Origin of the sequence: Methylocaldum marinum (assembly GCF_003584645.1) — a bacterium.
Taxonomy (GTDB): Bacteria; Pseudomonadota; Gammaproteobacteria; order Methylococcales; family Methylococcaceae; genus Methylocaldum; species Methylocaldum marinum.
Window position 1 is genome coordinate 6,014,137 of record NZ_AP017928.1, and the last position, 12,784, is coordinate 6,026,920.

General features: G+C 55.1%; 9 protein-coding genes. 6 read left to right on the forward strand and 3 right to left on the reverse strand.

Going from position 1 to position 12,784, the window contains the following annotated elements; translation table 11 throughout:
• Positions 1–128: 128 nt before the first annotated feature.
• The 4 genes from sS8_RS27155 (at position 129) to hemH (ending at position 3,692) form a co-directional block, all read left to right on the forward strand.
• Positions 129–797, forward strand: coding sequence for an ATP synthase subunit B family protein (locus tag sS8_RS27155; protein WP_145986692.1), 669 nt, complete (start codon positions 129–131; stop codon positions 795–797).
• A 292-nt stretch (positions 798–1,089) separates the two neighbouring features.
• Positions 1,090–2,052 (forward strand): tRNA dihydrouridine(20/20a) synthase DusA, encoded by a 963-nt coding sequence (dusA, locus tag sS8_RS27160; RefSeq protein WP_119632495.1) that lies wholly within the window; start codon positions 1,090–1,092, stop codon positions 2,050–2,052.
• 73 nt (positions 2,053–2,125) lie between these two features.
• The gene (folE, locus tag sS8_RS27165; RefSeq protein ID WP_179952391.1) at positions 2,126–2,683 is read left to right on the forward strand and encodes a GTP cyclohydrolase I FolE; all 558 of its coding nucleotides are present in this window, start codon (positions 2,126–2,128) and stop codon (positions 2,681–2,683) included.
• 16 nt (positions 2,684–2,699) lie between these two features.
• On the forward strand, positions 2,700–3,692 hold the full coding sequence (gene hemH / locus sS8_RS27170; protein ID WP_119632496.1) for a ferrochelatase: 993 nt from the start codon (positions 2,700–2,702) through the stop codon (positions 3,690–3,692).
• 227 nt (positions 3,693–3,919) lie between these two features.
• Here the strand turns inward: hemH and sS8_RS27175 are convergent, their stop codons facing one another.
• Positions 3,920–4,075 carry an HDOD domain-containing protein gene (locus sS8_RS27175; protein WP_119632497.1) on the reverse strand — a complete coding sequence of 52 codons (156 nt, stop codon included), beginning with the start codon at positions 4,073–4,075 and terminating at the stop codon, positions 3,920–3,922.
• A 484-nt stretch (positions 4,076–4,559) separates the two neighbouring features.
• Here sS8_RS27175 and sS8_RS27180 point away from each other — a divergent pair, with 484 nt between their 5' ends.
• Both sS8_RS27180 and mrcB read left to right on the forward strand, forming a co-directional pair.
• On the forward strand, positions 4,560–6,038 hold the full coding sequence (locus tag sS8_RS27180; protein WP_232020460.1) for a putative bifunctional diguanylate cyclase/phosphodiesterase: 1,479 nt from the start codon (positions 4,560–4,562) through the stop codon (positions 6,036–6,038).
• 149 nt (positions 6,039–6,187) lie between these two features.
• Positions 6,188–8,437 (forward strand): penicillin-binding protein 1B, encoded by a 2,250-nt coding sequence (mrcB, locus tag sS8_RS27185; RefSeq protein ID WP_232020461.1) that lies wholly within the window; start codon positions 6,188–6,190, stop codon positions 8,435–8,437.
• 258 nt (positions 8,438–8,695) lie between these two features.
• On the opposite strand, the gene sS8_RS27190 is transcribed toward mrcB, so the two are convergent.
• Positions 8,696–11,677 (reverse strand): FimV/HubP family polar landmark protein, encoded by a 2,982-nt coding sequence (locus sS8_RS27190; RefSeq protein ID WP_145986693.1) that lies wholly within the window; start codon positions 11,675–11,677, stop codon positions 8,696–8,698.
• Between the two features lie 81 nt (positions 11,678–11,758).
• Positions 11,759–12,781, reverse strand: coding sequence for an aspartate-semialdehyde dehydrogenase (locus sS8_RS27195; RefSeq protein WP_119633054.1), 1,023 nt, complete (start codon positions 12,779–12,781; stop codon positions 11,759–11,761).
• Between the last annotated feature and the right edge of the window lie 3 nt (positions 12,782–12,784).

The following is a 12,784-nucleotide window of genomic DNA, read 5'->3' on the forward strand; positions in this document are numbered from 1 at the left end:
TTGTAGCTGGGATATCCTGAACACTCGCGTTACTTCGAGTTGCAGCGTCGCACGGGGTAGAGAAGTGCCGGGGCCCCCAGCATAATAATGATCGACGATGGCTGGGGCAGCATAGCGGAGGAGATGGGGTGTACAGAAGATATCAGAGCGAGTCAACGACTGCGCCCGCGGTGCGTGCGGGGACTGCGGTTCGGTATCCCGTTTCCGGCGGTCGGCACCTGGCCGTGCAATCACTGTTCGCCTTGTTTGCAGGCTTTGTCGGTTTTCTTGCCATTTCCTTCTATCTATCGAATCGCCTGGAAACTCAGATGGCGAGTCCGGCCGCAGGGCATGCCAGGATCAATGCCATCAGCCAGCAAATGGAAACGCTCCAGCGCAAGTTCGGGGTACTCCTGGCGGAATCCGTCGAAATGAGGCTCAAGGACCTTCAGAAGAGCATCGAGGCCGGAACGATCAGTGCGGCCGATCTCGAGACGTTCGAACGATTAAGAAGCGACCTGGCGATTTTGGAGGGTTACGCCGAAGCGGGCGGAGCGAATGCATTCGACAGTGCCGAAATCGAACATTCCCGTTTCCGGCCGCTGCCCGGTTCCGGCCTGGTCCGCAATGAAGAACTCATGGACGAAGTTGTGAAGGTAAAAAATCTGCTTTACTTCTGCGCGGCCAGTCTTGCCACGACCACCGTTCTCATCAGCGGCTATTGGTTGCGTCAGCGTAGTCGTACACATCGCATCCAATCGCGAATGGCCGCGGTGCCGATGCTGGCCAGAAAAACCGGTGGCGACTCCGGCGATTGATACGGTGCTCGGGGTTCCAGCCTATTAGTTATCGGAAGAATCACTTTTCGGTACCTCGGTTTTTTCCGCTCAGCCCAGCTTTTTATCATCGCGTTTGCGCGAGAATTACTGAATTCGTCCCGGCCGAAACGGGCAGACGGATGCGTATCCGGGTGAAAATGAATCGGGACTTCTAAGCACATCCTTCCTTTTGCTTGTCCAAGAAAGCCGTAATCCGATCTAACGAAAATCGCTCGCTAATCGACTCCATCGAATAAGGCGTCATTTCCGCTCTCCAAAGCTTGTTACCCATATGCAGAGAATTTTGAGCATAGCCCCGATGCTGGACTGGACGGACCGGCATTTTCGCTATTTTGCTCGGCTGATTTCCCGGCGGGTGTTGCTGTATACCGAGATGATTACTACCGGCGCAATTTTGTACGGTAATCGAGATCATCTATTGGGCTTTCATCCCGCCGAAAAGCCGCTGGCACTTCAGTTGGGCGGCAGCAACCCTTCACATCTCGCCGAGTGTGCACGGATTGCGGAAAGCTATGGATACGATGAGATTAATCTAAACGTCGGATGCCCGAGCGATCGGGTGCAGAATGGCCGGTTCGGTGCATGCCTGATGGCGGAGCCCGAACTCGTTTCCGAGTGCGTGGCGGCAATGGCCGACGCCGTATCGCTTCCGATTACGGTCAAAACCCGGATCGGCATCGACGAGAAGGACGCCTACGAAGATCTTGCGCGTTTCGTCGAGATCGTCTCGTCCGGCGGCTGCCGAACTTTTATCATTCACGCCAGAAAAGCTTGGCTCAAGGGCTTGTCGCCCCGGGAAAACCGCGAAGTACCGCCGTTGAGATACGATGTTGTCAACCGAATCAAACAGGATTATCCGGCACTGGAAATTGTCCTGAACGGCGGTGTTGCCGATCTCGACCAGGCGGAACGCCATCTCGATCGGGTGGACGGTGTGATGATAGGGCGCGCGGCTTACCATCAGCCGTACCTGCTTGCAGAAGCCGATCGGCGATTTTTCGGTGACGACCGTCCGGCGCGGTCGCGGCGCCAGGTGGTCGAGGCGCTGGTGCCTTACGTCGAGAAGCAATTACAACAGGGTATACGTTTGCAGGCTGTCGCTCGGCACATCCTAGGCCTATATCACGCTCGGCCGGGCGGGCGGGTATGGCGCAGATATCTCAGCCAGCATGCGACTAAACCGGAGGCGGGTGCGGAAGTTCTATTCGAAGCCTCCCGTTATTGTGAGGAATAGATCAGGATTCAACGGAAAGACAGGGTAGGGCCCCGCGCGATATACTTACCGATTACCATTGGTGGTTTCAGTCATGCAAAACGAATTGGAGCATCTTTTTTCAAATATAATTCAAGCGCTTGGCGAGGATGTCAATCGAGAAGGCCTGGTCGATACGCCGAAGCGTGCGGCGGCGGCCTTCCGGTTCCTCAACAGCGGATACAATCAACGCCTCGAACGTGTCCTGAATAACGCAATTTTCGAGGCCGATACCGAGGATATGGTGATCGTAAAGGACATCGAATTATATTCGCTGTGCGAGCACCATCTTCTGCCCTTCATAGGTAAATGCCACGTCGCCTATTTACCGAAAGGCAAGGTCATCGGGCTTTCCAAGATCGCGCGAATCGTCGAAATGTACGCTCGTCGGCTTCAGATTCAGGAGCGTCTGACCAAACAGATCGCGGACGCTATACAGACCGCAGTCAATCCGGTAGGGGTTGCCGTGGTGATCGAAGCCAAGCATCTGTGCATGATGATGCGCGGTGTGGAGAAGCAGAACTCGGTCATGACCACCTCGTCCATGTTGGGGCTGTTCCGCAAGCAAATCAGTACGCGCTCGGAATTCCTGAATCTCATCAACCGAAAATAGCGCAGGGAATAGGTTTGTGGCCGATACAGGAAAGGCCCCACGCTGGGGCGTGCTTCTCGTCAATCTGGGTACGCCCGAGGCTCCGAGCGCGGCTGCGGTTAGACGCTATCTGCGAGAGTTTCTATGGGACCCCCGGGTCGTCGAGCTGCCGAGGCCGCTTTGGTGGATCATCCTTAACGGACTGATTTTGTGGGTGCGGCCGTCCAAATCGGCTCGAGCTTATCGCTCGATCTGGACCGACAAGGGTTCTCCGCTACTGGCGTTAAGCATGGCCTTGAGCCGAGCGGTGGGAGCGGAGATATCCGCGAGAAGCGGCGGCGAGATCGTCGTAGAGCTCGCGATGCGCTACGGAAAGCCCGGCATTCCTCAGTCATTGGAAAAGCTGAGGAGTGTCGGGATCGAAGGACTTCTGGTATTGCCGCTCTATCCCCAGTATTCTTCGCCGAGCACCGGGAGCGTGTTCGATCAGGTCGCGTCGGTTTTGAAAACTTGGCGCTATATCCCCGAAATTCGATTCATCAGCGACTATCACGTGTATCCCGCGTATATTCGTGCCGTAGCGAGACGAATACGCGACTTCTGGAAAGAAAAGGGTAAAGCCGGTTTTCTGCTGTTTTCATTTCACGGCTTGCCTGAACGGAGCCGGTCCCTCGGCGACCCCTATTACCAGCAGTGCCATGCAAGCGCGAAACGGATCGCGGATGAATTGGCGCTTTCGGAGAATGATTGGCAGCTGGTTTTTCAGTCGCGTTTCGGCCGCGGGCGCTGGTTGCAGCCTTATTGCGTCGAAATTCTCCGGACCCTACCTCAAAGGGGAGTCAAAGACGTCGATGTGGTTTGTCCGGGCTTTGCCGTGGATTGCCTGGAAACCTTGGAAGAAATCGGAATTGCCAATGAGGCCGTCTTCAGAAAAGCCGGTGGTGAGCGGTATCGGTTAATTCCCTCACTGAATGACAGTCCGGAACATGCCGACGTACTTGCCGGTTTGATAAAGGAATATCTTCAATAGTGGAAAACGAGTCAATTCGTATAAATGAGCTTGAAAATCTCATCGAATTGTTCATCGATTCTCGGAATCCTTTCATTGATAACATCAATTTAATGATCGAATCCGAGAGTTCGTCTTTCTCCTTCCTGATAGCTTAGGTTTTCGGATTACGCGAGGACTGTCGCGGCATAGGCCAATTCCGGTGTGCGGTGACATATGACCAGTCGCCCGATTTCATGCAGCAGTCCCTAGAGAAACAAGACTTGCGCAGGCTCGCGAGAGGTATGGTCTTTTGCGAGTAGCCTGGCGGTCAGGCCGCAGCGCACGCTCATGCTCCAGAATTCTTTCATGGTCATCAAGCGGTTCGTCAAGGAAGAGAATTTGTCGACGACTAAGGTCGTCATATTGATTTGACTGGCACTCGGAGAAGTGGCATCTATATTATCTTAGTACAGGGAAGACTTTATACGTGACGTGGTTTCAATTGTTTCTCTTTTTTGATCGAGCTTCGGACTTTTATCGAATGCCATGACGCCAGCCAACCAGTTCGGCACAAAGCTGATTGTTATCGGTGACCATAACGAGCATCATCGGATTCAAGTCGAGTCAATTCTGTCTGAAGCCGGTTTCGTGAATTTCTTGGTAGTCTCAAATGGAATAGAACTTCTCGAGAGTTTGCGGAAGTTCCAGCGTAACCCTGAAGATATCGGACTTATTATTCTTAATGGCAGCCTGCCTGAATGTCGGATCGATGAGTTCTGTCTATCCTTTTCCTCGATAGACGAGGGTATCGGTATTCCGGCGATAGTCTTTACCGACGAATCGGCCGAATTGAACAGCACGCAAGTGCGGCGTCTGTCTCATTTGAGCCGACAAGGCGTCAGCCTAATGACCAAACCCATTCGCGAGTGCGATTTTATCCCCTTGGTCAACATGAGTTTGATACTCAGAAACGAGCGCCACCTGAGGCGTAGTCAAGAGGAGCAGCTCCTGAATGAACTCTCCGAGCGCAAGATCATGGAAGCCCGATTCAAATATCTCGTGGCCCATGATGAATTGACCGGTCTTGCCAATCGCCGTAGCCTGGAAAAGCGGCTTCAACTGGCGATTCATCGATGCCGCAACTTCGATCAGGAGGGGGCGCTGCTCTACCTGGATCTGGATCGATTCAATATGATCAACGACCTCGAGGGACACGAGACCGGTGATCGCTTGTTGGTGGAGACGGTGAGCCTGCTTCATGGCACGCTCGATTCGGATCATATCGCAGCCCGCATCGGTGCGGACGAGTTTTGTATCTTTTTGGAAAACGTAAAACAGCAGGAGGCCTTGTCCGTCGCTGAACGTCTTCGTAAAGCCCTGGATGGTTTCCGCTTCGTTACCGGACAGGACAGTTACCACATCTCGGCCAGCATCGGCGTGTCGCTACTGGAATCGCGGAGGTTGGCCAGTCATCCGAGCGTTTTGATTGCCGAAGCTCATCAAGCCTGCTACGTGGCGAAAGCGAACGGGCGCAACATGGTTCAGTTATACAATGACAAGGATACCGAGGCTTGTACCCGGCGCAGCGACATTTTGTGGGTCCCGTTGATTCGGGAAGCCTTGATGGAAAACCGGTTTTTTCTGGTTTTCCAGCCGGTGGTCAGAGTCAAGGACGGTGCGATCACCCATTACGAAGTCTTGATCCGAATGAAAGGCAAGCGTTCGGATATATTCGCGCCGGGAGAGTTCATCCCGGTCGCCGAGCGCATGGGCTTGATTCATCACATCGATCTCTGGGTCGTGGATAAAGCGATAGATTTCCTCGCAGCCCTGCCGGAAGATCAGTCGCATGTCAGCCTAACAATAAATTTGTCAGGCGTCGCATTTCAGGATCAGTCCTTGTTGCCTCTGATCAAGCAGAAGCTGGAAATGACCTGGATATCCGCGTCCCGGCTGGCATTCGAAATCACCGAAACCGCGACGGTTGCGAATTATCAGCAAACTCGGGAGATGATCGCGCGAATTAGAGCATTGGGATGCCATTTCGCCTTGGATGATTTCGGTGCCGGTTTTAGTTCCTTCGATTACATCAAAAGATTCCCGGTCGATTACCTAAAGATCGACGGGCAATTTATAAAGAATCTCCTTCATGACGAAACCGATCAGGTACTCGTCAAGGCGATGATCGATATTGCGCGGAAACTGGGGAAAAAGACGATCGCCGAATATGTCGAAAATCCCAAGGTTCTTTCACTCCTGAAGACGCTCGGTGTAGATTATGTTCAAGGTTATCTGATAGGTAAGCCGGAACCCCATTTGCTGGACAAAACAACAATCCCGATCAACGAGATCGCCAATTCATCACAGGCGACACAAGTGGCTTGATCGAACCGGCCGTTTTGGTTTCAGGTTTTATTGTTTAAGCGCTCAGCCGCATATTTCCTTATCCCATGAAAAACACCCGACGTCGCAAGACGCCACGCAAAAAACGGTCGTCCACATTATCTGTTCTATGTGCCTCGTTCCGGCGCATCGTGCTTTACCTTTCGCCCTTTGTTGTTGCGGCTGGCGTAGGCTACCTGGCGTATGTGGATCATATCGTCCGCCAGCAGTTCGAAGGGAAACGCTGGTCGTTGCCGGCGCGGGTTTACGCCAGCCCGGTGGAACTGTTTGCCGGTGGCGAATTGAATGGGGAAAGGCTCCAATGGTTATTGGAACAGCTGAAATACAGAAACGATCCGAATCTATCGTCGCAGGGGACCTATTTCAGAAGGGGCAGCGAGTATACTTTAAAGACGCGCGATTTCCAATTTTGGGATAAATTGGAAACTTCCCGCACTATACGGGTACGATTCGACAGCGGGCAAATAAGCGCCGTCACCGATTCCGGAAATCATAAATCCTTGGCCTTGGTTCGACTGGATCCGGTTCAGATTGGAAGTTTCTATCCGGCCTTAAAGGAAGACCGTATTCTCATAAAGCTTAACCAGGCTCCCGAACTCCTTCTAAAGGCCTTATTTTCGGTAGAGGACAGAGATTTTTACGGGCATTTCGGGGTTTCGCCGCGCGGTATTCTACGGGCGACGTGGGCCAATATTCGCGCAGGGGGAATCGTGCAAGGCGGGAGTACCCTGACGCAGCAGCTGGTGAAAAACTTTTTTCTGAGCTCCGAGCGGACGTTGCTGCGCAAGCTTAACGAGTTAGTCATGGCCTTGATTCTGGAGGCCCGTTATTCGAAAGATGAAATACTCGAAGCGTATCTGAACGAAATTTATCTCGGTCAGGACGGTGCCCGGGCGATACACGGGTTTGGCTTGGCGAGTCAGTATTATTTCAGCCGGTCACCGGATGAGCTGGAACTGCATCATATTGCTCTGCTGGTATCGCTGGTGCGAGGACCGTCCTATTACGACCCGTTCAGATGGCCGGACAAGGCACGAAAGCGTAGGGATCTGGTGTTGACCGAAATGGTCGAGCAAGGGCAGATTGCGGCGAATCTGGCCGAACAGGCCAAGGCCAAGCCTCTGGATGTCATCAAGAATCCGCACCAGGCGATCAGCCGTTATCCGGCATTCCTGGATCTAGTCAAGCGTCAGCTGCAGCAGGAGTATCGTCCCGAAGACCTCACCTCGGAAGGGCTCAAGCTGTTCACGACGCTCGACATATTCGCCCAGCATTACCTGGAGTCCGCGGTCGATACCACGCTCAAGAAGCTTGATAAACAGACTCGGACGACCCAATTGGAAACCGCCGTTGTGATTACTCGCCGGGCTACCGGAGAGGTCGCTGCTTTGATGGGATCAAGAAACCCGGAGAATTCGGGGTTCAATCGGGCGCTGGACGCGGAACGCCAGGTCGGCTCGCTGTACAAGCCGGTTGTTTACCTGACCGCATTGGAGAATTGGCAGCGATACACCCTGACTTCGCCTCTGCAAGACACGGCAGTTCGCATCAGGAATCCCGGTGGACGCCCCTGGGCGCCGAAAAATTACGATAATCGGGAGCACGGCATAATACCTCTGCATACGGCCTTGGCTCATTCCTTTAACCTGGCTACGGTCAATTTGGGTATGGACGTCGGCGTCGCGCGCACCGCGGAAATGCTACGCAGGCTGGGAGTGGAAAAGTCGGTGGAGCTGGTTCCATCGCTTTTGCTGGGAACGGCCGCCTTGACACCGTTTGAAGTTGCCCAAATGTATCAGACCTTGGCCAGTGACGGTTTTTTGGTTCCGCTTCGGGCGATTCAGGCCGTGGTGTCACAGGACGGGAAAACTCTGCAGCGCTACGGGCTCAGCGTCAAGCAATCAATCGACTCGGCGGCAGTGTTTTTGGTCGATTCGATTTTGCAGGAAGTCATGCGGGACGGTACAGGAAAGTCGGCCTATGCGTATCTGCCCGCCAATTTCGACAGCGCCGGAAAAACGGGAACAACCAACGAGCTCAGGGACAGTTGGTTTGCCGGATTCACCGGGGATTACTTAGGAGTGGTTTGGGTCGGTCGTGACGACAATCAGTCGGCCAAGCTGACCGGTGCTCAAGGAGCGTTACCGGTTTGGGCGTCTACCATGCAGAAAGTGAGTAGGCAACCGCTCGAACTGGAGCCGCCCGAAAATATCGAATTTATTTGGATTGATCGCGCGACCGGCCTGCGGTCGGATGAAATTTGCCCGACTGCCATACGTTATCCGTTCATCGCGGGTTCCGCACCTACCGACTTTTCGCCATGCGGCCGTCCGCCGAGTCCGCCCGAGGGAGTCGAATCTTGGATAAGGCGCTTGTTCTAAACATCCGTCAGCTCGCGAACAATTCGGCGATTGATGTGCGATCAGACTTACCCGCTAGGCGACTGCGCAAAAGATACCGCTGCCGCAGCTTTTGCGCGAGTGACCGGGGGATGGGGGAGAGTCTGGAAGCGAGGCGGCAGCTGCGGACCGGACAGTCGAACTCAACCGGCGGAAAAACGATCGCGATGGGCGTTTCGCGAGAGAAGACGCCCAGATCAAGCTTAATCGGCGATTTCGGGCGCGCTTTCCTATAGCATGCTAGTTTCGGTGGCGACGGCTGGCGAGAGATATCGGTTCCGATTGAACCGTCCGCATTTCCAGTTTATCCATGAGCGATCTCGCCTCCGTTTTCTGGTCCTCATTGCCCATTTCAACAACTTCCTTGAGCATCTCCAGCGCAGACTGCTTGTCTTCCATATCGGCATACGCCTTAGCTAAATCCAATTTGGTCTCCAACTGGTCCATATCGGCCAGCGGAGCGTATTCATTCCCCTGGTCCTCGACCGAAAGGCCCTCGAACTCTTCCACATTCAAGTCTATGGTGTCGCCTTCGACTGATGAGGGCAAGTCGATTTCGAAGTCGAAAGTTGGTGTTTCGGAGTTCGAATCCGAGGTGGCCTGAGCAGAGTTCGGTGCATCATCTCGCAGCACGTTTTCTCTTCTATCCAGCTCGCGCAGGAGGTCGTCTATGGATTGATGAGGGGCATCTTCACGAGCTGCGCTTTCAAGATGAGAAGCAAAGGTTTCCGCGGCGAACATATTTTCGTCGGCAGGTTCCGGCGATTGAGCTTCAGCCTCGGCGGTATTCGGCTGCGGATTCTCGAGTGCGAAGGAACCGAAATCGAAGTCGAACATCTTGTCGTCGAATTTCTGCGCAGCGTCGCTGTCCTCCGGCGTTTTCTCGCTCTTTGCTCCGGCTTCCGGCTCGAGCGGGAGAGCATCCTTCGTGCTTTGCACCGAATCTTCTTCTTTGCGTGGTTTCGATTCCGATTTGCCGGTATCGAAGGCGATCAGATTATCGAGTTCCGGAAATCCATCGTCAGCAGGTTGTTCGACGGCAGCCGTCGCTTTAGTGCTCAAACCTTCGACTTTAAACTCAAGATCGGCGCGTTCGGCGGCCATCTCCGGAAGTTCTGCAGGTAGCGACGCATCGAGATCGAAGTCAAGGGGAATTCGTTCTTCCTCAGTAGACTCGGATGTATCCGCGACTTCGTTATCGAATCGTTTCAAATCTTCGATCAGTTCGTCGGTAAGGTCGATAGGGGCTAGGAGATCCCCCGGGCCGGAAGACAGCGATGCGCTGAAGAGTGGGTGGGTTGGACACAACTCCCGTCCCATCTCGACCACGTTTTCCCAGAAATCCGGGTCGTTATCCTTGCCTTGGTCCTTGAGTTCCTGGGCAAAGCTCTCGAAAGCGTTCCGGTTCTCGGTCGCATAGTGGATTTCCAAGAGCTTGAGCTTGCACTCGTCTCGCTCAGGGTTTTGCTCTATCGCATTACGGATCAAGTCCTCCGCCTGCTTGTAGCGGCCGTAAGCGAGATAAACATCGGCCTCGGAAATGGGATCGACCTCGTCGGCTTCGGCTCCTAAAGCATCGAAGTCGCTTGGCGTGAATTCGCTCAGAAAAGATGTCTTTGCCGGCGGCGCGGATTCCGACATTGTGGTGTCGTATTTGGAATCCGCAGCTCTTGCCTTTTGCAGGTTTTCCTTTTCGGTCGCAATCAGGATGCTTTCGGTTTCTTCGATCATGGCCGCACGGCGGCGGGCCAACAGCCACGGTATGACCGCCAGCAACATCAGACCTCCTGCGCCGGCGCCGAGATAGCTGGGATGCTCGAACAACTCGTCCCAGACGCTCTTTTCTTCCGGCGGGGGCGGCGGCACGGGCTTGGGTGCGGCCGCTTTCGGCTGTTCGGGTTTGACCTCTGCGGGTGGCGGGGGAGGAGTGGACTCCTCCTGGCTGGCCGCTTGCTCGGGCTGCGTATTTTCGAGCTGAGTGGGCGCTTGCTGCGGAGCCAGCGCCTCTTGCTCCAGTATGGCCTGTTCGATCGCTTGTTCCGGATCAATGGCTCCCTGCTTCGCGGGCTCGGCGGAGGCCGTTTGTGCCTGCGGTTCCTGCAATAGCGCGATCTGTTCGTTCTTGAGCGTCAGAAGGCGGTGCATCTCGGACAACTGCTGCTCGAGGTCGGACAATCGGGAACGGAGATCTTCGTTTTCCTGTTTGAGCGTCTCTGCGACTTCCAGCGCGACTTCGCCCTTGGATTTCGCGGTTCCGCCCGATGTCCCTACGACCGCTTCCTCGTCTTTGGTCTTGGTGTCGGATGGTGCCAACAATTTGAGCTGAGCCTGCGTTGCAGCGTCCGCTCCGGACGCGATATCCGAGCTTTGTTGTTTGCTGCGGCCTGCAAGTTTTCCGCTCCGGGCAGCCGTCGACTGGTAGAGTTCATTTCGTGCTTGCGAACGGGATATGCTCAGGATGAATTCGCGGTCGGGAATTTTCAGCGTTTCACCGGCTTTCAGCGTGTCCGGACTGTTTCCATAAAACGCATGCGGGTTATTGCGGTACAGGGCGATGACCATTTGCTCCTGCGAGACGTCGGAGTCCCGGTTGACGCGTTTGGCGATTTCCCAAAGTGTGGAATCCTTCTTGACCGGCCCGAATTCAGTACCGCTGATCGCGCCTTCGGACGAGGCCGTTACGGTCGAGGGCCTGGGCTGGAATTCCCGAGGCCCGGGTTCATGGGATGGGGCGGGTGCGGCCGGCGTTTCTGCCGTCTGCGCGACATCTTTGTTCGGATGGGGGGATACGGCGGGAGCGCTGGCATCGACGAGCGCCCGGTCGGCAAACGTGGCCGGCGGGTCCAGCAGCACGGTATATTCGCGGATTACACGTCCCCGCGGCCAGTTGACTTCCACCAGGAAGCTGACGAACGGCTCGCGCATGACGTCATTCGAGCTGACCTCGATGGCATAAGTGCCGTCAGGCTTCTGCAGCGCGTTGAAACGCAGCTTCGTAAGAAAATAATGCCGTTCCAGGCCGGCTTTGGCAAAGGCTTCGGGAGGCGCCAGTGCGATTTTGACGTCGGCCAGCGAATCCCCGCCGGAGAGGACCAAGGGGATTTCGGCATTGAGGGACTGGTTCAGAGCGGAGCGTAGCCTGATGTCCCCAATACCTAGCGCACTTGCTCCCATTGGGGCCAGTAGACTCATCATCGCCAAGGTTCTTGATAATTTACGCACTTATTGCCGCTCCTTTTTCCAATCGATTCCGCTGCTGAATGCGCGGCGGAAGTTGCCTAGATTGCTGAAGGAAAGCTTAGCCTAGATGAACGTTTTTACCAGCGTCTCGGCAATTTGGACGCTGTTGAGCGCTGCACCTTTCCGTACGTTATCGGCTACGACCCAGAGATCCAAACCGCGAGGATGGGAGATGTCTTCCCGAATGCGTCCCACAAAAACGCCATCGTGCCCGGCTGCCTCGGTTACCGCGGTGGGATAGCCTCCGGGTTTGTGTTCGTCGATAACCACGATACCCGGCGCCCGACGGAGCAGTTCCCGTGCCTGTGCCGCGGACAGTTTTTCCCGAGTTTCGAGATGCACGGCCTCCGAATGGCCGTAGAACACGGGAACCCGAACGGTGGTCGGATTCACCTGAATGCTGTCGTCACCCATGATCTTGCGGGTTTCCCAAACCATTTTCATTTCTTCCTTGGTGTAACCGTTTTCCATGAAGACGTCGATCTGGGGCAGGGCGTTGAACGCGATCTGTTTGGGATAGACCTCGGGCTTGATCGGCTTGCCGTTCAGCAATAGGGCCGTCTGCTTGCCGAGCTCCTCGATTGCCTGCTTGCCGGTGCCGGATACCGCTTGGTAGGTGCAGACGTTGATTCTCTCGATGCCGACGGCGTCGTGGATGGGTTTAAGAGCAACCAGCATCTGGATCGTGGAGCAGTTCGGATTGGCGATGATGCCCCGCGTCTTGTACTGTGCGATGGCTTCCGGGTTGACCTCCGGCACCACCAAGGGGATATCGTCCTCGTAGCGGAAGCAGGAGGTGTTGTCCACCACGATGCATCCGGCTTCCGCCGCTTTGGGAGCGTAGATGGCGGAAACCGAAGCTCCTGCGGAGAACAGGCCGATCTGCGCCTTGGAAAAATCGAACTCCGCTACATCCTGCACGGCGAGATAGCCGCCCTTGAACTCGATTCGCTGTCCGGCGGAGCGGGCGCTGGCCAGCGCGTACACTTCGCCGACCGGGAACTCGCGTTCCTCCAGGATGGAAAGCATGGTCTCGCCCACTGCGCCGGTGGCCCCGAGGACTGCAACGTTGAAAGTTCTGCTCATGGG

Coding starts and splice junctions, on each gene's coding strand:
- dusA (WP_119632495.1), top strand. CDS start 1,090: ATGCAGAGAATTTTGAGCATAGCCCCGATGCTGGACTGGACGGACCGG.
- folE (WP_179952391.1), top strand. CDS start 2,126: ATGCAAAACGAATTGGAGCATCTTTTTTCAAATATAATTCAAGCGCTT.
- sS8_RS27175 (WP_119632497.1), bottom strand. CDS start 4,075: ATGACGACCTTAGTCGTCGACAAATTCTCTTCCTTGACGAACCGCTTG.
- sS8_RS27180 (WP_232020460.1), top strand. CDS start 4,560: ATGACCAAACCCATTCGCGAGTGCGATTTTATCCCCTTGGTCAACATG.
- sS8_RS27195 (WP_119633054.1), bottom strand. CDS start 12,781: ATGAGCAGAACTTTCAACGTTGCAGTCCTCGGGGCCACCGGCGCAGTG.